22 protein-coding genes and 1 tRNA gene are annotated in these 22,011 nt (G+C 41.8%); 13 read left to right on the top strand and 10 right to left on the bottom strand.

The annotated features are described in order from the left end of the window. Positions 1 to 7 precede the first annotated feature (7 nt). Complete coding sequence (locus AC2IOM_RS13530) at positions 8 to 2,188, top strand: TonB-dependent receptor family protein (RefSeq protein ID WP_486358647.1); 2,181 nt, start codon at positions 8 to 10, stop codon at positions 2,186 to 2,188. A 52-nt stretch (positions 2,189 to 2,240) separates the two neighbouring features. After that, positions 2,241 to 3,257, top strand: a complete 1,017-nt coding sequence (locus AC2IOM_RS13525) for a sterol desaturase family protein (protein WP_486358646.1) — start codon at positions 2,241 to 2,243, stop codon at positions 3,255 to 3,257. 31 nt (positions 3,258 to 3,288) lie between these two features. Here the strand turns inward: AC2IOM_RS13525 and AC2IOM_RS13520 are convergent, their stop codons facing one another. The 4 genes from AC2IOM_RS13520 to AC2IOM_RS13505 form a co-directional block, all read right to left on the bottom strand. Beyond that, positions 3,289 to 4,743 (bottom strand): aminoacyl-histidine dipeptidase, encoded by a 1,455-nt coding sequence (locus AC2IOM_RS13520; protein WP_486358645.1) that lies wholly within the window; start codon positions 4,741 to 4,743, stop codon positions 3,289 to 3,291. Between the two features lie 17 nt (positions 4,744 to 4,760). Continuing rightward, on the bottom strand, positions 4,761 to 4,976 hold the full coding sequence (locus AC2IOM_RS13515; protein WP_010560496.1) for a DUF3820 family protein: 216 nt from the start codon (positions 4,974 to 4,976) through the stop codon (positions 4,761 to 4,763). Between the two features lie 38 nt (positions 4,977 to 5,014). Next, on the bottom strand, positions 5,015 to 5,266 hold the full coding sequence (locus tag AC2IOM_RS13510; RefSeq protein ID WP_010560495.1) for a hypothetical protein: 252 nt from the start codon (positions 5,264 to 5,266) through the stop codon (positions 5,015 to 5,017). Between the two features lie 101 nt (positions 5,267 to 5,367). After that, positions 5,368 to 6,948, bottom strand: a complete 1,581-nt coding sequence (locus tag AC2IOM_RS13505) for a cation:proton antiporter family protein (protein WP_105170636.1) — start codon at positions 6,946 to 6,948, stop codon at positions 5,368 to 5,370. Between the two features lie 213 nt (positions 6,949 to 7,161). On the opposite strand from AC2IOM_RS13505, the gene AC2IOM_RS13500 reads away from it, so the two are divergent. Continuing rightward, positions 7,162 to 7,905 carry a sporulation protein gene (locus AC2IOM_RS13500; protein ID WP_010560493.1) on the top strand — a complete coding sequence of 248 codons (744 nt, stop codon included), beginning with the start codon at positions 7,162 to 7,164 and terminating at the stop codon, positions 7,903 to 7,905. A gap of 50 nt (positions 7,906 to 7,955) precedes the next feature. Beyond that, positions 7,956 to 8,411, top strand: a complete 456-nt coding sequence (locus AC2IOM_RS13495; RefSeq protein WP_100913081.1) for a GNAT family N-acetyltransferase — start codon at positions 7,956 to 7,958, stop codon at positions 8,409 to 8,411. Positions 8,412 to 8,494: 83 nt separating this feature from the next. Here the strand turns inward: AC2IOM_RS13495 and AC2IOM_RS13490 are convergent, their stop codons facing one another. The 5 genes from AC2IOM_RS13490 to AC2IOM_RS13470 form a co-directional block, all read right to left on the bottom strand. Continuing rightward, positions 8,495 to 9,844 carry a sodium-dependent transporter gene (locus tag AC2IOM_RS13490; RefSeq protein WP_486358644.1) on the bottom strand — a complete coding sequence of 450 codons (1,350 nt, stop codon included), beginning with the start codon at positions 9,842 to 9,844 and terminating at the stop codon, positions 8,495 to 8,497. 165 nt (positions 9,845 to 10,009) lie between these two features. Further along, entirely contained in the window at positions 10,010 to 11,320 is a 1,311-nt protein-coding gene (locus AC2IOM_RS13485) for an ATP-binding protein (protein WP_336434758.1), read from the bottom strand. 3 nt (positions 11,321 to 11,323) lie between these two features. Further along, a complete protein-coding gene (locus AC2IOM_RS13480) occupies positions 11,324 to 12,022 on the bottom strand; it encodes a response regulator (protein WP_054978388.1) in 699 nt (232 codons plus the stop codon). Then, positions 12,022 to 12,348 (bottom strand): DUF3019 domain-containing protein, encoded by a 327-nt coding sequence (locus AC2IOM_RS13475; protein ID WP_486358643.1) that lies wholly within the window; start codon positions 12,346 to 12,348, stop codon positions 12,022 to 12,024. Before AC2IOM_RS13475 ends, AC2IOM_RS13480 begins: the two co-directional genes overlap by 1 nt. A gap of 88 nt (positions 12,349 to 12,436) precedes the next feature. Further along, positions 12,437 to 13,273, bottom strand: a complete 837-nt coding sequence (locus AC2IOM_RS13470; RefSeq protein WP_486358642.1) for a MipA/OmpV family protein — start codon at positions 13,271 to 13,273, stop codon at positions 12,437 to 12,439. Positions 13,274 to 13,471: 198 nt separating this feature from the next. Here AC2IOM_RS13470 and AC2IOM_RS13465 point away from each other — a divergent pair, with 198 nt between their 5' ends. Beyond that, entirely contained in the window at positions 13,472 to 14,623 is a 1,152-nt protein-coding gene (locus AC2IOM_RS13465; RefSeq protein ID WP_138632755.1) for a serine hydrolase domain-containing protein, read from the top strand. A gap of 34 nt (positions 14,624 to 14,657) precedes the next feature. On the opposite strand, the gene yhbY is transcribed toward AC2IOM_RS13465, so the two are convergent. Continuing rightward, on the bottom strand, positions 14,658 to 14,954 hold the full coding sequence (gene yhbY / locus AC2IOM_RS13460) for a ribosome assembly RNA-binding protein YhbY (protein WP_010560485.1): 297 nt from the start codon (positions 14,952 to 14,954) through the stop codon (positions 14,658 to 14,660). An 86-nt stretch (positions 14,955 to 15,040) separates the two neighbouring features. Here yhbY and rlmE point away from each other — a divergent pair, with 86 nt between their 5' ends. The 8 genes from rlmE to AC2IOM_RS13420 all read left to right on the top strand — a co-directional run bounded on the left by rlmE (position 15,041) and on the right by AC2IOM_RS13420 (position 21,959). After that, positions 15,041 to 15,670 carry a 23S rRNA (uridine(2552)-2'-O)-methyltransferase RlmE gene (gene rlmE, locus AC2IOM_RS13455; protein WP_010560484.1) on the top strand — a complete coding sequence of 210 codons (630 nt, stop codon included), beginning with the start codon at positions 15,041 to 15,043 and terminating at the stop codon, positions 15,668 to 15,670. Positions 15,671 to 15,736: 66 nt separating this feature from the next. Then, positions 15,737 to 17,695 (top strand): ATP-dependent zinc metalloprotease FtsH, encoded by a 1,959-nt coding sequence (gene ftsH, locus AC2IOM_RS13450; protein ID WP_486358641.1) that lies wholly within the window; start codon positions 15,737 to 15,739, stop codon positions 17,693 to 17,695. Between the two features lie 50 nt (positions 17,696 to 17,745). Next, entirely contained in the window at positions 17,746 to 18,594 is an 849-nt protein-coding gene (gene folP, locus AC2IOM_RS13445; protein WP_394226648.1) for a dihydropteroate synthase, read from the top strand. Then, entirely contained in the window at positions 18,584 to 19,942 is a 1,359-nt protein-coding gene (gene glmM, locus AC2IOM_RS13440; protein WP_486358640.1) for a phosphoglucosamine mutase, read from the top strand. Before folP ends, glmM begins: the two co-directional genes overlap by 11 nt. Positions 19,943 to 20,004: 62 nt before the next feature. Beyond that, a complete protein-coding gene (gene tpiA, locus AC2IOM_RS13435) occupies positions 20,005 to 20,754 on the top strand; it encodes a triose-phosphate isomerase (RefSeq protein ID WP_486358639.1) in 750 nt (249 codons plus the stop codon). Between the two features lie 2 nt (positions 20,755 to 20,756). Continuing rightward, positions 20,757 to 21,113 (top strand): preprotein translocase subunit SecG, encoded by a 357-nt coding sequence (gene secG / locus AC2IOM_RS13430; protein ID WP_486358638.1) that lies wholly within the window; start codon positions 20,757 to 20,759, stop codon positions 21,111 to 21,113. 14 nt (positions 21,114 to 21,127) lie between these two features. After that, a tRNA-Leu gene (locus tag AC2IOM_RS13425) sits at positions 21,128 to 21,214 on the top strand. A 163-nt stretch (positions 21,215 to 21,377) separates the two neighbouring features. Continuing rightward, a complete protein-coding gene (locus tag AC2IOM_RS13420) occupies positions 21,378 to 21,959 on the top strand; it encodes a GNAT family N-acetyltransferase (RefSeq protein WP_486359567.1) in 582 nt (193 codons plus the stop codon). The last annotated feature ends 52 nt before the right edge of the window (positions 21,960 to 22,011 follow it).

Here is a 22,011-nt window from a genome sequence, read left to right as displayed (position 1 = left end):
CTTTATTATGAAAAAAACACTTTTAGCATTAGCAATTGCAAGCTGTGTAACGTCAGTTGTTGCAAAAGATAACAAAGCAAACGATATCGAGCACATCACCATTATTAGTCACGGTGACAAACTGCGTACAGAATCCGGTTCAGCAACCCTTGTTTCAGAAGTTGAACTCGAAAAATATGAATACGATGATATTCACCGTATTTTAGCCAAAGTACCGGGCGTAAATATTCGTGAAGAAGACGGTTATGGCCTGCGTCCAAACATTGGCTTTCGCGGTGTTACACCTGAGCGTAGTAAAAAAGTAACTATTTTAGAAGACGGTGTGTTAATTGGCCCGGCGCCATACTCAGCGCCGGCGGCATACTATTTTCCAGTCACTACGCGCATGACCGCAGTAGAAGTGTTTAAAGGCCCTGCGGCAATTAAGCACGGCCCGCAAACGGTTGCAGGTACGCTTAATATGGTAACGCGCCAAGTGCCATTTGAAATGACCGGTGGTTTGGATTTAGCAACGGGCACCGATGGCTATCAAAAAGCGCACGGATATTTTGGTACCGAAGTAGCCAAAAATTTGGGTGTACTAGTTGAAGGTGTTCGTTTACAAGCGGATGGTTTTAAAGAAATCGATAACGGTGGTGATTCAGGCTTTAAAAAGAATGATTTACTCGTTAAAACCAAATATTTGTTAGACGGACAGGCGTTTGACCAAAGTTTTGAACTTAAGCTTTCCTATGCAGATGAAAACTCAGATGAAACTTATCTAGGGTTAACGGATGCGGACTTTAATGCAAATCCGTATCGTCGCTACGCGGCTTCTCAACCTGCGAATATGGACACTGAGCATACACAAATTATGTTTACCCATAATCTCTCTAACGATGTTTTCTCTGCAACAACGCGTATTTACCGTAATGACTACGAGCGTGCTTGGCGAAAATTAGGCGGCTTAACAAGTTCAAATGCAAGTTTGTCTGCAATTATGACAAACCCAGAATTACACGAGCGAGAATATGCCGTTATAACCGGAGAGCAAAACTCAGTGCTAGATGGTGAAACATCGATGTTCTTAGTGATGGGTACCAATGACCGCGAATACTATTCACAGGGTATTCAAATTGATGCCGACTACGAATTTTCACTTGGTGGTTTAGATCATAAGTTAGCATTCGGTGTGCGTTATCATGAAGATGAAATTGAACGTAAACACTTTAGTGAAAACTATCAGATGCTTGATGGTTATGCTGAGAAAACGGCTGCTGATAAAGTATTCACCACAACCAATATCGAAAATACTGAAGCGCTTTCAGTTTATATTGAAGACACGGTAAAACTTGGCAACTTAACGGTGTCGGCGGGTGTTCGTGGCGAAGATATGGATATGTACTACACCGATCTTGCGGACAGAGACGATTGGCAACGTAAATCGACTCAAATTTGGCTACCTGGCGTGAGCGGTTTTTATCAAGTGACAGAAAACGCAGGCGTATTATTTGGTGTGCATCAAGGTTTTGTGCCAAGCAGTCCGCAACAGGCATCTGATGTTAAAGTTGAGAAAAGCATTAATTATGAGTTTGGTGGTCGTTTTAATGATGGCGCAACTAACATCGAACTAGTTAGCTTTTTTAACGACTACAGCAACTTAAAAGAAAGCTGCTCACAATCAAGCTGTGGTACACAAGGCGACCTTGACCGAGAGTTTAACGGTGGCGAAGTGAATGTGTATGGCTTGGAAGCACAGTTACGTCAAAGCTATCCAATCAGTACACAATTTGATATGCCATATAGCTTCACTTATACCTATACTAAATCTGAGTTTTTAGAAAGCTTTGAATCAGATTTTGAACAGTGGGGTGATATTTCGGATGGCGACTCAGTACAGTATTTACCTGAACATCAATTGAACTTTGAAATTGGTTTAGCGGCGAATAATTGGGAAACCAATTTAATCGTTAAATACGTAAGCGAAATGGATGAAGCCGCAGGTGATAATGTTACGTTATCGGGCTTTAAAACCGAGTCGAGCGTTATCGTAGATGTATCCGCATCGTATGATCTTGGTCAATATGGCCGCATTTACGGTAAGGTTGATAACCTAACTGATGAAGCGTACATTATTAGTCGCCGCCCGTATGGTGCAAGACCAAATAAGCCAAGACAGTTTGTAATTGGTTACAAATACCAGTTTTAAGCTTTGGCATTGCGAATAAGGGGCTATCGGCCCCTTTTTTGTAGGAACTGCTGTGTTAGAGATATTTTCAACAAGTTTAAGCGAACTACCGCGTTATTTTAGCGATGCGAATAAACGTATTTTTTACCTTTATTTGTTAAGTGCGGTGGCGTTAGCGCTGCCGGTGTATTTTGCTGCAACAAAACAGCGTACAACGTTAGGCTTTTTTAAATTCTTATTCCCAAAATCAGTTTGGTTAGCAAAAAGTGCCAAGCAAGATTATGCCTTGTGGGTAGTTAATAAACTGATCAAAGCCTTAATGTTCGGCCCTATTGTATTAACAATGGCGCCGATAGCAATTGCGCTAAGTGACGCTTTAGAATGGCTGTTCGGTCGCACAGAGCCGTTGGCATTGGCCAAGTGGCAAGTAATCACTATTTTCACTTTTCTACTCTTTATTATTGATGACTTAACGCGTTTCTTACTGCACTACGCTCTGCATAAAATACCGTTTTTATGGGAATTTCATAAAGTACATCACAGCGCAAAAGTACTCACGCCATTTACCATTTATCGTTCTCACCCTGTGGAAAGTTATTTATACGCGTGCCGTATGGCAATCGTACAAGGCACCGCAGTGGGTATAGGCTACTATTTATTTGCCGATGCAATTAGTATGTTTGATGTGTTAGGTGCCAATGTGTTTGTGTTTTTGTTTAACGTTTTTGGCGCAAATTTACGCCACTCACATATTTGGTTGTCGTGGGGCGATAAGCTGGAAGGCGTTTTTATTAGCCCTGCACAACATCAAATCCACCACAGTGATAACCCTAAACACTTTGATACGAACTTGGGTTCCGCACTGGCTATTTGGGACCGTATGACAGGTACCCTCATTAAAGCATCAGACGTTGGCAAGATTTCCATTGGTGTAGGTCAGTATGATTGCGGCCATGATTCGTTATTTGCGATTTATAGTAAACCGTTTTTAGAGTCTGCAAAATCATTAAAGCTAAGTGCTAAAAAAGGCATAAATAAAATAGTGCCGAATAAAGACAAGGTCACCAATGACAAAAAACCGAGCATCTAAGGCTCGGTTTTTTATAACGCGTAGACGAAATTTAGTTTTTATTCGGAATATTACCGAGTACTTCAACGAGTAGGTTGAAAAACGGCTCAACTGTATCGATTTTCACTTTTTCATCTGGCGAATGCGGAAAGCGAATCGTCGGTCCAAACGACACCATATCCCAATGTGGGTAAGCATCCTTAAACAAGCCACATTCAAGTCCAGCATGGATCACCATAATTTTAGGTAATGTGCCAAACATACCTTGATAGGTTTCACGTAAAATATCTTTAATCTCAGAATCGTCTTTTGGCTCCCAGCCAGGGTACGCGCCTGTGAAAGTAACGCTCGCACCTGCTAGGGAAAATGTTGATGCAATCATATTTTGCGTATTAGTGCGGGCAGAATCGATTAATGAGCGAACTAGACATTTTACGCTTACAGCGTTTTCGTTTGTTAAAACAACACCTAAATTGGTCGATGTTTCAACGATGCCGTCGATGGTGTCACTCATGCGAATAACGCCGTTCACACAACCATTTATGCTATTGATTACCGCTGACTGCGATACTTTAGCAAGTTGTTTTTCAGGTAATGGTGCATCGGTAAGCGACAGTAAAATATTTGGCTCAACTTTACTTAGTTCCGCTAAAAACAGTGAATTGATATCTTTAAGAGCATTAACTAGTGTGTCTTTATCTTGGCCATCAATTACTAGCGTTACTTCTGCTTCACGTGGAATTGCGTTTCTCAGTGAGCCGCCTTGCAAGTTGGCAATGGCAAAGTCGATATCTAATAAACTTAATGTGCGCACTAATAGTTTATTTGCGTTTGCGCGACCTAAGTGAATATCAACACCCGAATGACCGCCTTTTAAACCGTTAAGTGATACGTTAACAGCTGATTTAGCTGCATTGGTCGCTTCCCATTCGATTGGCAGCTCTATGTTTACATCAATACCGCCTGCGCAGCCCATGTAAACTTCGCCTTCATCTTCTGAGTCAGTGTTTAGTAAAATATCGCCTTCTAACCAACCTGCTTCAAGGCCGAAAGCACCTGTCATACCGGCTTCTTCGTCTATGGTAACTAATACTTCAAGTGGACCATGTTGGATATCTTTGCTGGCTAAAACAGCAAGGCTTGCCGAAAGGCCAATGCCGTTATCTGCACCTAATGTTGTGCCATTTGCTGTTACCCATTCACCATCTACATAAGCTTCAATTGGGTCGTTGATAAAGTCGTGCTCTTTATCATTATTTTTTTGCGGCACCATGTCCATATGCGCTTGTAAAATCACACCTTTGCGATTTTCCATACCGATTGTTGCAGGTTTTTTAATAATTAGATTGCCTACTTTGTCTTCTTTAACATCAAGACCAAGCTCGGTAGCGAATTGTTGGATCCACGCAGAAATTTTTTGCTCGTGTTTACTCGGGTGTGGAATGCTGCATATTTTTTCGAAAATTTGCCACAGTGGCTGTGGTGATAACTGAGAAAGTTGAGTCACAGTGTGTTCCTTGAATATTAATTAAGTAATGGCATTAACACTTTTTCGAGGCCATTACGTTTCACTTCATAAATTAACGCAAGTTGCTGCCCAAGCTTACCCTCAGGGAAACCTTTTTGTTTAAACCAAACAAGGTAAGGCTCAGGTAATTTTAGCAGTGGGCAGCCAGCATATTTGCCAAACGGCATAGGCTGATTGATTGCTTCCAATAAAGCGTGTTTATCTGCGAGCATAAATAAAGTGAGATTGTGAAAGTCTCAGCTAGTATACCTTAATGGCAATTAATTTTGACTGGTTTTGAGGGAGTGAACCCTTTTTCTCGCAATAAATTATCGAGTTGATTTACAGGTAAATGATGTTGCGGGTTATGGCGCAGGGCATGGGTTTTTGGCACCGCGTATTTATCAAGCAGTAAAAAGTAAAATGTGCGCTTGGCTAAGTCTGAATCAAGGTGTTTAAGTTCATTGCTGATAAAATCACGCATTTCGGGTGATAATGCGGTTTTTTTAGGATGTTGCTGCATAGTCACGTCATTCAGAGTAATGGATAGGTAAATATTACTCTGAATAACGATAAAAGTGTTACAAAAATGTAAATGAACGTAATCGTGCTAAGTGGTTTATGCTAGCTCGCTTTAGAAAACACCTTTTCTTTTACGTGTTCAGCAAAACCGCTACCAGCTTCTAAGTAAAAGTTAAAGGTTGAATGAACACCCATATCTTCTAGCTCTTTTTGTTGGTCGCGATAGTTGGCGATTGCGGTTACTTGACCAGAGAAGCCTGACGCTTTTAGCTGCTCAAGGGCGTACAAGTTTTGCGCGTGTTTTGGCATGGCTAACATTACCATTTCTACGTCTGAGTGGTTAATGCGGTTCCAAAAATCGGGATCGGTGGCATCGGCTAAAATGGCAAATCGATCGCGCTTGATATGCTTTTCTACTGTGTCAGGGTTAATATCTACACCGGCGACCGATTCAGGGTAGCTTTGCGCAATTGTTTCATAGGCGCCGGTACCAACACGGCCCATACCAAAGATCAAGATTTTCGCTTTGTTTAAGTTAACCGGCATTTCTTCGGCTAAGCGTTTGCTCGATTCAAAGCGCAGTAAGAAATTCTCATATTTTACGTAAAGCTCGTTTGATTTGTTATTAAGCGGCGACGCAATAATAAAGGTTATGGATACCGCAATTGCAAGTACCGCGAGCCATTCGCCCGTTAACCAGCCACTCGATACGGCTAGCGCACAGACAATCAAGCCAAATTCACTGTAGTTTGATAATGAAAATGCACCGAGTAGGGAAGTGCGCGCACGCAAGTGAAAAGCGTTAGTAAATAGGTAGTAAAGTAGCACTTTAAGGGGTAACACAATAATTAAAACTGCAGCAACTAAGAGTGCATTGAGCGTGAGCTCGGCGTTAAGGCCAATTGTTAAAAAGAATCCGACTAAGAAGAGATCTTTAAAGCTTAATAGTGCCTTAGAGAGTTCGCTTGCCTTTTTATGTGGCGCTAAGATCATACCAATAATCAGTGCGCCTAAATCACCTTTTAAGCCCGCAAATTCAAATGCGTGATAGCCAACCACTAACGCAAAGAAGAAACCAAATAGCGGGAGCACTTCACCGTGCTTTGAACGCGCAAGCATCCAGTAAAATGCGGGTCTAATAAGTGGCAAGGCAAGTACCAATGCGATTGCCCAATAGTTTGGCAGTTTACCTGTACTAATCGCTAAGAAAACAACAGCAAAGATGTCTTGCATTACCAAAATACCAATGGCGACTTTACCGTGTAAGCTGGCCATTTCACCGCGTTCTTCAAGTACTTTTACCGCGAAAACGGTGGATGAAAAGCTTAGTGCAAATGCCAAAATGGCTGCGGATTGACTCGATAATTCAGAAAATAGAGGCAGTTTTAACCAGCTGAGCCCCAGTAAAGCCGCCCAAAACAACACGCTACACAATACAATATGCAAGGTTGCAGGCCCCCAAACTTGGGCTTTTATTAGATTGCCAATCTTTAATTTTAGGCCAATGCTAAATAGCAGTAAGGTCACGCCTAGATTAGCCATTGTTTCAAGCAACTCGGTACTTTGATACCCCGCAAGATTAAGCACAAAACCGGCACATAAGAAGCCGATCAGCGGTGGTAATTTAAACTGTAAAATAATGAAGCCGCAAATAAAGGCTGTTGCGTAAAACAATAATTCCATAGAGTATTTTATAATTCTCAGTTAAATAGTAAGGCTTTTCTTAGTCTATCTAAAAACACCCTGCTGTGCTACGAAATACGCTCAGCGCAAGCCAATCAACGGTGCAATCTAAACTAAAATGTAATCAACTTTTAACAAGTATAACTTTTAACTGACAAATTAATATTTTTATGGTTAATATGCAGTATAAGTATAAAGAACAAGGTGAGTTATATGTTCAAAAAAGTTCTCGCATCTATCGGTATTGGTGCGGCAAAAGTGGATACCGTGCTACATACTGAGCATTTACTGCCAGGGCAAAAATTTTCAGCAGAAGTTATCATAACAGCAGGCGATGTAGAGCAAGATATTTCAGGATTAGAGTTAGCCTTAATGACTAAGGTTAAAGTAGAGTCAGACGAAGGCGAGTATTTTGCAGATCATGTGTTAGATAAATGGTCGATTGTCGATCAAAGAACATTGCAGCCAGGTGAAGAATTACGCATTCCATTTGAAGCGCGCTTGCACTCAGAAACGCCAATTACTGAAATATCACAGGGCATTAATCAAAGCGTAGTTTGGATTGCAACTGGTCTAAATATTGATTTTGCGTTAGACGCAACCGACCGAGATCCGGTTTATGTATACCCAAATGAAGCGGTAAAAACCTTTATGCTAGCAATGGAAAAATTGGGCTATAAATTGGTTAAAAGCGATGTTGAAAAAGGCTATTTACGTACGTCTAATTTCAATTCCACATCAGGGTGTTATCAAGAGCTTGAATACAAGCCTGCAGGTCTAAAAGTGTTTGGTCCGAAGGAAGTTGAGTTGTCATTTGTGCCTGAGGCATTGAAAACTCATGTGTTAATTGAAGTAGACCGAATGTTTGGCTCAGATGGTTACGCTGATTTGACCATTGAGCATGATCAGGTCAACCTGAGCCAAATTTGCGATCAGCTTGAACATATTTTCAGCTAAGCGAAGATAACTATCTAAGGGGCTTAGGCCCCTTTTTTATTGGGTGCATAATGACAAAATTTTATAGTAAAACATTTAATGAACTCACAACGGCAGAGCTCTACGCCATTTTAAAGTTGCGCGTTGATGTTTTTGTGGTTGAACAAAACTGCCCGTATGAAGAGCTTGATGGGTTAGATTGCGAGCCGCAAACCCAGCATATTATTGGTTATGACGATAATGACGTTGTTGCCTATGCGCGTTGTTTAGCGCCAAAGATTAACTATGAGAACAGCGCGGCGATTGGTCGAGTGCTCGTTAAAAAAGAGGCGCGAGGTAAAGGGCTTGCACACGCTATTGTATCCCTTGCCAAAGATATTTGTATTTCACATTGGCCTGAGCAAGGGATTGAAATATCAGCGCAGTGTTATTTAACTGAGTTTTACACTGAACTTGGCTTTCAAGTAGACGGGCAAGAATACCTAGAAGATGGTATTCCGCACATTCATATGAAAGCGGCTTTGTAAAAAAAATTGCTAAGAGCTTAAAAGTAAAAAGCCGATGATACACATCGGCTTTTTATTTATCTGTTTATGTCTGTAGTTGCTGGTTAGGTAAATGAATGAATAAATACTGCAGCAATAGCGAGAGGACACACAAATTTTGTGTACCATGGCCAGATTTTCCAGAACACGCCTGATTCAACGTCTTCATTACCTTGTTTAATTTCTTCAACAAGTGAATTTCGTTGCCAAATCCAGCCCGCGAATATACAGCAGAACATTGCGATAATTGGCTGACCATATTCTGTCGCCAATGTTGCCACAAAGTCGAGCATCGTACCGATGTTAAAAATAATCACAAAGCTGATGGCTAAAATACCTATACCAGTCCACGTAGTCGCGGTTTTACGCTCAATATTATGGCGCTCAACAAGATAAGATACAGGGCCTTCTAACATCGATATTGACGACGTAAGTGCGGCAATCGACATCAGGATAAAGAATGCCAAACCAACAAACACACCCAGTTGACCCATAGAATCAAATAAACTTGGTAATACTTGGAATACTAGGGTTGGGCCTGCGAGCAGTGAGCCATCCTCAGCAAAAATTTGAACGCCTTGTTCCAATGCAACGTACATTGCCGGAATGACTAAAAGACCTGCTAAAAATGCAATTGATACGTCAATAAATGTAACTTGTGCGCCGATGGTAACCATATTTTCTTTTTTCGAAATATATGAACCATAGATCACCATTACACTAGTACCCAACGACAGTGAAAAGAACGCTTGGCCAAGTGCACTAATTAGTAAGTCAGGATCAAGTACTCGTGAAATATCCGGGTTAAGGTAAGCTTCTAATCCTTTGTCTGCACCATCTAGGGTTAATACATAGATGATCAATAAAATAAGCAGGGCAATCATTGCAGGCATTAAACGTTTAGACCATTTCTCTATGCCATCTTCTACGCCATTACGAATAATAATCACGGTTAAAAACATAAAAATTGCACAGAAGAAAATATTGCGTGCCACGCTATCGCTAATGGCCCACTCTGCAACGCTGGTGGCACCAACGATGGTTGCACCTGCCTCTACGGCGTAAGATGTCATCCAACCGGCTAAAATACCGTAAAAGCTTAAAATAAGCGCTGCACAGACAATGCCGCCAAAGCCGACAATAAATGCGAAGCGTTTTTGTGTTTGCGTACGAGAAAGTTTTTCAAGAGATGTTACGGCATTCGCTTGGCCGTATCGCCCAATTAGAATTTCAGCCATAAATGCAGGATATGCTAGGCAAAACGCTAAAATTAAATACATTAATACAAACGCTGCACCACCATTAGTTGCCGTTTGTGTTGGGAAGCCCCAAATATTGCCAAGACCAACAGCACTGCCTGCTGCCGCCATGATAAATCCTAGTCGAGAGGAAAACTCTCCACGTGAAGCACTCATATATTTTTCTCGTTATTAGTTTGCCGCCCAATCTACTGTAAATTGAAATAAATTAATAGAGTGAGTTCGCTTGATTTAGATCAATAAGATTAAAAAAATGTAAACAATCAAATTCGCTAAATTGTTAAATGTAATAGTTGCGTAATTTGTTAAAGGGCGAGCGGGCTACCATGAGCTGGTCTTGTTCTTTAAATGGCAGCGATGTGGCAAGCGTAAAGTAAATTTTGCACCGCCAAGTTCTTTGGAGCGAGACACTTTAATATCGCCGAAATGCCATGCGATGACTTTTGCTACGATAGCAAGCCCAAGGCCATAGTTTTTGGCCGCGCGGTTGCGGTGATTTTCTTGCTGGAAGAATGGCTTTAACACGTTATCTAGGTTTGCTTCATCAATGCCCGGGCCATCGTCTTCAATTTCAATAAACGTGTCAGCGTGGGTTTGCGTGGTGCTAATCGTAATGGTGGTTTTTGCAAAGTCAGCGGCGTTACTTAGTAAATTAACAATGGCGCGGGCTAACCAGTGCGGATCCACATAAAGCTGCTGGGTGTCTGATTTTATTTCAAGTTTGATAGATTGCGCATTGAGCTTAGGTTCAACTTGATAAAAACAGTTATCAAATAATTCAGTGCTGGTGATGGCAGTAGGCGATATTTGATACGATTTTTGCTCAAGGGTCGCGTACTCTAAATAGCTATTGAGCATGGATTCCATTTGATCTAAGTCGTTTTCCATGCGTTCAAGGTAATGCTGAATTTTAGTTGGATCTTTGGTATCTATCGCGGCATCTAAGCCAAACCGTAAACACGCAAGGGGAGTGCGGATATCGTGCGACATACTGGATGCGAGTAGTTGGTTTTCTTCGATCAGCTGCTGTATTTGGTCGGCCATGCGGTTGTAGCTGGTTTCTAGCTCACGAATATAGCTTAGCCCGGTTAAGTTGATACGCGCATCGAGGTTGCCATTGGCAAATTGTGCGGTGGCCTTATTTAGCAAACTTAATCGTTTGGTGAGCGGCGCGAGCCACCACCACATAAAAATGCAAATGCCTAGATAAAAACCAACGGTTAAAAAGAGATCGGTACGATTAGTTGGCATTGGCGGCTTTTCAACACGCAACTGAATATGGCTATCGGCTAATGCAGCACTTGTTTGAATCAAGTAAAAACCTAATTCGTCTTCTAGGGTAATACCGCCGGGTACCAGTAATTCTCCGTGCAGTTCACGGGGCAATGCAAGCTCGCTATTGCTGTGGTAACTCAAGCTAAAATGACTCGCTTGGGTGAAGCGTTTTAAAAAGGCTTCATGTTCGCTTTTAGGGTGATGGCTGATTTCAGCAACCACGCCTGCAAGTATTTGCTTTTCAACTTTAAAATTATCGTGAGTACTCGGAGGCGCACTTAATGAATCAATCAACCAACCAAGAATAAATGATGAAATCAGTGCGCCTGTGATCAGGCTAATATAAAGCTTTTTCATTAACTACCAAGCTTGGCTTACGAACAAATAACCTTTACCCCAAATGGTTTTTATTTTATTTGGGCTTTGTGGGTCGTCGCCAATTTTCTTACGAAGTGCCGAAATAAGCACATCAACGCTACGGTCTAAGCCGTCGTATTCTCTGCCTTTGGTCGCTAAAAACACGCTATCGCGGTCGAGAATTTGATCCGCATTTGATGCCAAGTAAAACAATAAGGAATATTCGGCATTTGAAAGGGCGAGTTTAGTACCATCTAAAAATACGTCGCGTGATAAGGTATCGATTTGTAAACTTCCAATGCTGATCTCATCAGAATTGGCATCCGAGCCTCCTTGTTTTTCACGCATTACTGCATTGATACGCGCAAGTAATACACGTGGACGCACAGGTTTTATGACATAATCACTTGCGCCAACTTCTAAGCCAAGTACTTCATCAATTTCATCACCTTTTGCTGTCATCATAATAATTGGTTGATGATAGAAAATACGTAAATCGCGACATACACTCATGCCATCTTTACCTGGCAGCATTAAGTCAAGTAATACTAAATCGGGGTTATGCTTTTTTACTGCCTGCACAGCTTCGTCACCACGATGACACAAAACAACGTCAAAGCCTTGTTCAACTAAGTACTCACTTACCCATTGTGCAAGCGATGTGTCATCTTCAACTAATAGTATTTTTTTTGCTATATCCATTAAAACAGTCTCCACCGACGTTTCTTTCGCTTATTGGTGTATACCCAATTTACTTTCATTTCTACGGGCTCGCTGATTTGCCCTGAGCTAATTTCAACTAATTCGTATTGCACTGCTTCTGGCGAGTTAAACTCACTGTCTAGTTCACCAAAGGTACTGCTATACCAGCAGCGAATCAGTTTTTTATCGTTTACTGTGCGAATACAATAATCGCCTCTGACCGGCGCATGCCACTGGAACTTTAATTTGGTGTAACAGTGTTTTCCTTGACGCAATGCCACACATTTTTCAGGGAAAATGGCCAGTTCAGGGTGCGATAATGGCAAATTGACGTTCTTTTCGGCGTCGGCGAAACAAATGCTCGCGAAGCAAAATAACGCAATAAGCTTGAGTTTAATAAGGACAAATTTAAGGTTAAAATACATAGCGTATGCCAACCTTAGCTTTGTGTCGTAAGCTGTTAGAAATTAATGGGCTATTGCTAATTTCCTTTGAATACCAAGAGGATAACCAGCCTCCAAGAAACACCCAATCTTCGTTAATTGGGTATTCGGCGTGAATTTCAAAGGTCAGGCTGTACGCGGCACTTGGGTTGTACTGTGGTCTAAATCCCGCGATTGCTTCGTTGGCATCTACGCCAAAATAATAACCGGTGAAATCCGATGAATAAATATTTAGGCCCGAGCCAACACGAAATTCCCAATTGCGATAATCTTGAATCGTACTAATAAAACCACTTGCCCAAAGGCTTTTGTGTGCACCTGAAATGTCGTGGAGAATTTCTAACGATAACTGGTGGGTTTTTTCTTTACGGGTAAGGCGAAGACCCGCATTAAAGTCATCTTCACGTTCTGTCACTCCGCGTAGTTCAGATACTAAATCGTCGTCGTAAAAGGTACCAGTTTCGTCAAAGCCTTCATGGGCGTTAATCGCGAATAAATCGAGACTCCAGTCATACTTATCAACGAGGTTGTAACCTATCGTCAAGCCACCTGTAAGCTGTGAGTTATCAACATCAAAATAAAATTTGTCGTAGTTGATGGCAACATTGATGTTTAATTCAAAACCATCTTGATAGTCCACACCTTGTAAATAGTGTTTATCGACATAGTAGCCAGCACCAAAACTCCAATCCCACGTGAACCCGTCACTTGCCTCGAGTGTGTTGTCTGCATAAAGCCGATTACTAGCAAGGCAGGGCGTCGCAAGCAAGGTGCTCAAAATAAGAAGTGAAATTGTAATTTTGTTCATTGTAATAATTATAGTTGTACTGATCTGTGGCTAAATGCTGTTTAATAAAATACGTATTATATGTATAAATGTGTAGTTCACATGTAAAAAAATGTAGTTGTTCAGCTTGGACAAACAAAATATTTAAAAGTTTTGCCTGCATCCTTGTTATTGGCTTGTTAAACTATGTGCGTATTTATTCCGAGAATAGCGATATATATGCGGTTTTTGTTTTTCTCAACATTTTTGAGTTTTAGTTGTTTCTCAGTTGCGGATAGTCTTGATAACGCAAACGAACAGGTTGATTTTGACCGTTTTGTTAAAGGTTACAAGAACACCATGGTATCTAAATTAAGAAAAAAAGGTATCCCAGGTGCGGCACTGTCAGTTGTAAAAGTAGATGCGGGGGAGTTTGCCTATGGCTATGGCAAAACTAAACGCATTAGCGGTAAACCTATTACCACCAGTACACGCTTTCGTTTAGCGTCGGTATCAAAAACATTTGCGGGCTCTTTGGCTGCAAAGCTCGCCAGTGAAGGGCAGTTAAAGCTTGATGACACGGTGACTAAATATCTGCCGGATTTTCATTTCCACAGTCGTGATAAAAAGCTGCGGGTGTCGCATTTATTAAGTCATAGCAGTGGCCTTGTACCCAATGCGTATGACAATCTTATCGAATCACGCATGCCTTATGACAAAATTAAAAACAAGCTTGCAGAAGTAGAACCGATTTGTTCTCCGGGGCGTTGTTATGGGTATCAAAATGTGATGTTTAGCCTGATTGGTGATGTGATCGAAAAATCCACGCAGATGGATTACAGCACCTGGGTAAATGAATTCTTGTTTAAACCGTTAAACATGAAAAATGCGAGCCTTGGTATACAAGCTATGATGCAAGATGACAATTACGCTCATCCACACGTGCGGGCACGCAAGCGTTGGTACACCACAAAAATTAAACCAAATTACTATAAGGTTGGTCCTGCAGCGGGCGTTAATGCCAGTGCAGATGATATGGTGCAGTGGCTCAAAGCACAGCTTGGCCAATACCCAAGTGTGTTATCAAAAGAATCACTGGCGCTGCAAAGTACACCACAAATTAAAACCAAAAAAGAGTTAAGGCGTCGAGTTTGGCGTAAAAACCTAAATCAAGCTCATTACGGACTGGGCTGGCGCATTTACGACTACAAAGGTGAGAAAATTTATTATCACAGTGGCTGGGTGCAGGGATACCGTGCTGACGTGTTGGTTATTCCAAGGTTAGAGTTAGGCTTTAGTTTGATGATAAATGCCGAAGCGGGCATTTTGAACGAGCTGACTACGGATTTTCTTGATTTAACCTTAAAGCAATACAATAAAAAACGCGCTTAAAGCGCGTTTTTTACAGGTTAAAATATGTTTTACATTAACCTTTTGGCAATTGGATTTTCTTATCTTCGCTTTGTTTATAAAGCACAATAATATGACCAATTGTTTGAAGCTTGATAGCACCCGTTTCGCGCACAATGGCTTCAAAAATAAGCGCTTTAGTTTCACGGTCACTAGTTGGTACTTTCACTTTAATTAGTTCGTGAATGCCAAGTGCGTTTTCAATTTCGAGTAACACACCTTCAGTTAAACCATTTGCACCTAAAAGAACAACTGGATTTAATGCGTGTGCTTCGCCTTTTAAAAACTGCTTTTGTTTGTTTGATAACTTCATATTTAGTAAATTTCGCAGAAATAATCTTGAATTAAGGGTATTCTACCGCCATATATCCAATATTACTAATTCTAGAGTAGAATTTAATGGCTAATAAAAAGCATTCGGCAAGTTCAAAACGCTGGTTAAAGGAGCATTTTGATGATGTATATGCCAATGAAGCCCGTAAACTCGGGTATCGCTCGCGCGCTTACTTCAAAATTGAAGAGCTCGACAAAAAAGATAAATTAATTCGCCCGGGACTTACGGTGGTGGATTTAGGTGCCGCACCGGGTGGTTGGTCGCAATATGCGGCCGATAAGGTTGGTGATAACGGCACAGTAATATCTTGTGACATTTTACCTATGGATCCCCTGCCTGGCGTTGAATTTTTACAAGGTGACTTTCGTGAAGAAGCGGTACTGGATGCACTGTTATCACGAATTGATGGTAAGAACGTTGATCTTGTTATGTCGGATATGGCGCCTAACATGAGCGGAAATAACGTGACAGATCAGGCAGGTAGCATGTACTTAGTCGAACTTGCATTTGATATGTGCCATCAAGTACTTAAACCAAACGGTAATTTTGCTGTCAAAGTGTTCCAAGGAGAGGGATTTGATCAATTTGTTAAAGACTTACGTAATAGTTTTAAGACCGTTAAAATTCGCAAACCAGATTCGTCGCGTGCGCGCTCTCGCGAAGTTTATATAGTAGCGACAGGTTACAAACTGTAGTACAGTATTTAAAGTTAAAGATTTTTTCAATGTTAGATAAGACAAGAGGTTAATGCCTTGAGTGATATGGCTAAAAATTTAATTCTCTGGTTGGTAATCGCCGTAGTTTTAATGTCGGTATTCCAGAGTTTCAATCCAGGCGAAGGGGCTAACCGCCAGCTCGCATATTCGCAGTTTGTAAAGGATGCCCGTGCACAACAAGTGCGCGAAGCGAAGTTTGATCGCACAGCTGGCATCGTATACGGCACAAAATTAAATGGTGAACAGTTTAAAACTGTTATCCCTATGCACGATCAGTACATTGTTGACGAGCTGATCAAAAGCGGTGCAATTGTTGAAGGTGTAGAACCGGAAGAGCAGTCATTATTGGCAACTATCTTCATTTCTTGGTTCCCAATGTTACTGCTTATTGGTGTTTGGATATTCTTCATGCGTCAAATGCAAGGCGGTGGCGGCAAAGGTGCTATGTCATTTGGTAAGAGCAAAGCACGCTTAATGAGCGAAGACCAAGTTAAAACGACATTTGCCGATGTAGCTGGTTGTGATGAAGCAAAAGAAGACGTTACTGAGTTAGTAGATTTCTTACGTGACCCATCAAAATTCCAAAAGTTGGGTGGTAGCATTCCGAAGGGCGTACTAATGGTAGGTCCTCCAGGTACAGGTAAAACGCTACTTGCAAAAGCGGTTGCAGGTGAAGCAAAAGTACCATTCTTTACAATTTCAGGTTCTGACTTCGTAGAAATGTTCGTTGGTGTTGGTGCATCGCGTGTTCGTGACATGTTTGAACAAGCTAAGAAAGCTGCGCCTTGTATCATCTTCATCGATGAAATCGATGCGGTAGGTCGTCAGCGTGGTGCAGGTCTTGGTGGTGGTCACGATGAGCGTGAGCAAACACTTAACCAAATGCTTGTTGAAATGGATGGCTTTGAAGGTAACGAAGGCATTATCGTAATTGCTGCGACTAACCGTCCAGATGTATTAGACCCAGCGTTACTTCGTCCAGGTCGTTTTGACCGTCAAGTAGTTGTAGGTTTACCTGATATCCGCGGTCGTGAACAAATTCTTAAAGTACACATGCGCAAAGTGCCTCTGGCAGACAACGTTGAGCCAGCACTAATTGCGCGTGGTACACCAGGCTTCTCAGGTGCTGATCTTGCTAACCTAGTGAATGAAGCTGCTCTTTTTGCTGCGCGCGGTAATAAGCGTGTTGTTAGCATGGCCGAGTTTGACGCTGCAAAAGATAAAATCATGATGGGCGCAGAGCGCAAGTCAATGGTTATGAGCGAGCAAGAAAAAGAAATGACGGCATACCACGAAGCTGGTCACGCGATTGTTGGGCGTTTAGTGCCTGAGCATGATCCTGTTTACAAGGTATCAATTATCCCGCGTGGTCGTGCACTTGGTGTAACTATGTATTTACCAGAGCAAGACCGTGTAAGTCATTCTAAGCAACATTTAGAGTCGATGATTTCAAGCCTTTACGGTGGCCGTATTGCTGAAGAACTCATCTATGGCGCAGATAAAGTGACCACAGGTGCGAGTAACGATATTGAACGTGCAACTGATATTGCACACAAAATGGTTACGCAATGGGGTTTAAGTGAAAAACTAGGTCCGCTTCTTTATTCAGAAGATCAAGGCGAAGTTTTCATGGGTCGTAGTCAAACGCAGAACAAGAGCATGTCTGGAGAAACGGCTAAGCTTATTGATGCGGAAGTACGTGACTTCTCAGATCGCAACTATCAACGCGCTGAAGATATTCTAAAAGAAAATATGGATATCCTTCACGCAATGAAAGATGCGCTAATGAAGTACGAAACGATTGATGCTGCGCAAATTGATGATCTAATGGCGCGTCGCGAAGTGCGCCCACCACGTGATGCGCATGATCGTAAAGACGATGATAAGCCAAGTGCTGGCGCAACAGCCACTGGCGATAAAGAACTTCAAGCAGAAAAACAGGTTGATTCAGAGAAAAAACCTGAAAATAAACTTGATGACACCGACCAACCATCGGTAAACTAACAACCCTAAAAACCCCGAGCAATTCGGGGTTTTTTTAAATCTACATTTCTATGTCTACTATCAATTTACCAAACGGCAAGGTACTTGACCTAAGCCAAACCCATATAATGGGAATACTTAACCTTACCCCAGACTCTTTTTCTGATGGAGGCAGTTATCAACAAATCGACAGCGCTGTCATTTCGGCTTTGGCGATGCTTGAAAATGGCGCGACCATTATTGACATTGGTGGTGAATCAACGCGTCCTGGTGCACCTGATGTTGCATTAGAAGAAGAGCTTGCGCGCGTTATTCCAGTTATAGAGGCGATCCGCAAAAAGTCAGATTGTCTCATTTCCATCGATACCAGCAAAGCAGAGGTAATGCGTCAGGCGGTGAATGCGGGTGCTGATATTATTAACGATGTGCGTGCACTGCAAGAACCCAATGCCTTGGCGACAACGGCTGAGTTGGGCGTACCGGTGTGCTTAATGCATATGCAAGGGCAACCGCGTACCATGCAATCAAATCCTCATTACGATGATGTGATAAATGATATTAAACAGTTCTTTGTTGAGCGTATAGCTGCTTGCGAAACTGCAGGTATATCGCGCGATAAAATCATTCTTGATCCTGGCTTTGGTTTTGGTAAAACCCTCGCACATAACTACCATATTTTAAAATACATAGACGAGTTTAGAATGATGGGGTGTGAAGTACTTGCTGGTTTATCGCGCAAGTCGATGATTGGTAATTTATTAGGGCGCGATGTAGATCAGCGTTTAGCTGGCTCAGTTGCGGGCGCGCTTATCGCCGCGCAAAAGGGCGCTAAGATTATTCGAGTACACGATGTTACAGAAACCGCCGATGCACTTAATGTATGGCGGGCCTGTGAACAAGGAATTACAAATGAGCAATAGAAAATATTTCGGCACCGACGGTGTACGTGGTGAGGTAGGGCAGTTCCCAATCACCCCAGAATTTGCATTAAAGCTTGGCTGGGCGGCAGGTAAAGTACTGTCTAAAGCGGGCACTAAAAAAGTGATTATTGGTAAAGATACACGTATTTCGGGCTATCTTCTTGAAACATCGCTTGAAGCCGGTTTAGTAGCGGCTGGTATTGATGTTATTTTATTAGGTCCAATGCCAACGCCTGCAATCGCGTATTTAACACAAACGTTCCGCGGTGAAGCAGGTATTGTTATTAGTGCCTCTCACAATCCTTATCAAGACAACGGCATTAAGTTTTTCTCATCACAAGGCACTAAGTTAGATGATGCGTTAGAGCTTGAAATCGAAGCAATGATGGATGAAAAAATGACGTGCGTTTCTTCAGAATCGCTCGGTAAAGCAAAGCGCCTTGATACTGCGGCAGGACGTTATATCGAATATTGTAAAAGCCAGTTCCCAAGTGCCTTATCGCTTGAAGGTTTACGTATTGTGGTTGATTGCGCCAATGGTGCAACGTATCACATTGCACCCGATGTTATGCGCGAACTTGGCGCTGAAGTGATTAAAGTAGCGTGTGAGCCAAATGGTTTAAATATCAACGCAAAATGCGGCGCAACCCATGTTGATACCATGATCCAAAAAGTACTTGAAGTAAAAGCTGACGTAGGTATTGCCTACGATGGTGATGGTGATCGCGTGATGATGGTTGACCATAAAGGCCGTGTATTTGACGGTGATGACATTGTTTATATCATTGCGAAATACGCGTTCGAGAAAGGTGAACTTGGCGGCGGTGTTGTTGGTACTGTAATGTCTAACATGGGCCTTGAAAATGCGCTTAAGTCACTCGGCGTTGAATTTGAACGCTCAAAAGTGGGCGATCGCTATGTGCTAGAACTATTAAAGCAAAAAGGCTGGAAAATTGGTGGTGAAAGCTCGGGCCACATTCTAAATCTTGACCGCATCTCAACGGGTGACGGTATTATATCTAGCCTACAAGTGCTTGCTGCCATGGTTGAGAGCAATCAAACACTTGAAGATTTAGGTCAAGGCTTTACAAAGTACCCAATGAATATGATTAACGTGCGCTATGCAAAAGGCACTGAACCGCTTGCAAGCAACGAGGTTAAATCTGTGATTGCTGAAGTTGAACAGCAACTGGGTGACAAAGGCCGTGTGTTAATTCGTAAGTCAGGCACAGAACCTGTGATCCGCGTTATGGTTGAAGCAGAAAAAGAGAAGCAAGTCTTCGATTTCTCAAAGAAAATTGCTGATGTTGTTGAATCTATAAGCAAACAACTCGAAAACGCACAATAACCCCTTGTAACTTTTTGCGAGTCAGGATAACATCCTGCTCGCTTTCTAAATTGGAGTAAGCAATGGCACAACGCAAACCTATGGTTGCAGGCAACTGGAAAATGAATGGCTCACTTGAGCTTGTATCTGAACTTGCCGAAGTAATCACGAAAATTGATACCTCTGACGTTGATATTTTAGTTTTCCCGCCATTCCCTTTAATTAAATCTGCTTTAGGTGCAGGTTTGAAAGCAGGCGCTCAAACAGTGTCAGAAAACAATGCTGGTGCATTTACTGGTGAAGTTGACGCCCAATTGATTCACGCTCTAGGCGCAAATTACACCTTAGTTGGTCACTCAGAAAGACGAGCAATTTACGGTGAAAGTAACGAAACAGTTGCTGCAAAATTTGCAAAAGCGCAAGAAAACAACTTAACACCCATCCTATGTGTAGGTGAAAGTGAACAAGAACGTGAACAAGAATTAACCGAACAGGTTGTTTGGCAGCAAATTGATGCGATTATTAGCAAATTAGGTGTAGATGCACTTGCTAATAGTGTGATAGCATACGAGCCCGTTTGGGCAATAGGCACAGGTAAAACTGCATCGCCTGAACAAGCACAAACTGTGCACAAATTTATTCGTAGCAAGCTGGCTGAACTTAACAGCGAGTTAGCTGCAAAAATACAACTGCTTTATGGCGGTAGTGTTAACGAGAACAATAGCGAACAATTATTTGCGCAACCTGATATTGATGGCGGTCTAATAGGCGGAGCAAGCCTTAAAGCTGATAGCTTTGCAACCATCTGTAATAGCGCAAAAGGAAATGGCTAACAATGTACGAAATTTTATTAGTAGTTTATCTTATCGTCGCACTTGCTTTAATTGGATTTGTTTTAATCCAGCAAGGTAAAGGTGCTGATATGGGTTCATCATTTGGTGCTGGTGCATCTGCAACCGTATTTGGTTCAAGCGGTGCTGGTAACTTTATGACTAAAACAACCACAATCTTAGCAACCGTATTTTTTGTGTTAAGCATTGTGTTAGGTAACTTAACTGCAGGTCAGATTAAACAAACTGACGAATGGTCAGATTTATCATCAGACGCACCTGCTGCAACAACAGTGGTTGCTGAACCAAAAGATAAAGACGTTCCTGCTTCACAAGACAAAAGCAACGACGTTCCAAACTAATAAATAACATCTTCGCGGATGTGCTGGAATTGGTAGACAGGCAGCGTTGAGGTCGCTGTGTGAGCAATCACGTGAGGGTTCAAGTCCCTCCATCCGCACCATGTATTTAAAACCCAAGCATTAGCTTGGGTTTTTTTATGCCCAAAATTTTGTATGGCGTTTCAAAGAACACGATATTCTTGCTTGCAAAAATAAACTGTTTTCAGTTACTTATGCCGTGTTTTTTGGAAAATACTAAATTAGCAATAATAAGAAAGATAAATGATGTGGATTAAAAAGCAGGTTATTGAAGGTCAGCATGTAATTTTGGAACCCCTTTGTCTAGCTCATACGGAAGCCCTTAGTACAGCGGTAAATGATGGTGAACACTGGAGGTTATGGTTTGCTAATGTACCAACGCCAGACAGCATGGAACAATATGTTGCTGCGGCGATTAGTCAGATGGAAAAAGGTAATATTGCTTACGCTGTGCGCCATAAAGCAACAAATCAAATCGTTGGCACGACACGTTACTATGGTGTAGACCGTGAAAATAAGCGCGCGCTAATTGGCTACACTTGGTATGCAAATTCTGTTAGGCGAACAGCAGTCAATACAGAATGTAAATACTTGCTATTAAAACAGTTGTTTGAACAAAGTAAGGTGATAGCAGTGGAATTTCGTACGCATGTTAAAAATGATGCTTCCAGAGCCGCAATAGAGCGTTTAGGTGCAAAACAAGATGGCATTTTACGCAACCATCAAATCCTAAAAGACGGCAGTATTCGTGATACCGCAGTGTATTCTATTCTTAATACTGAATGGCCAAATGTAAAAGAGCAGCTATTAGCTAAGCTCTGTAAATAGATGTGTTACAAAAAAGCCACCGTATTCGGTGGCTTTTTTATGCTTGTAATTG

The sequence above is a fragment of the Pseudoalteromonas sp. NS-SX12 genome (genome assembly GCF_057367955.1).
This window is presented reverse-complemented; position numbering and strand designations above follow the sequence as displayed.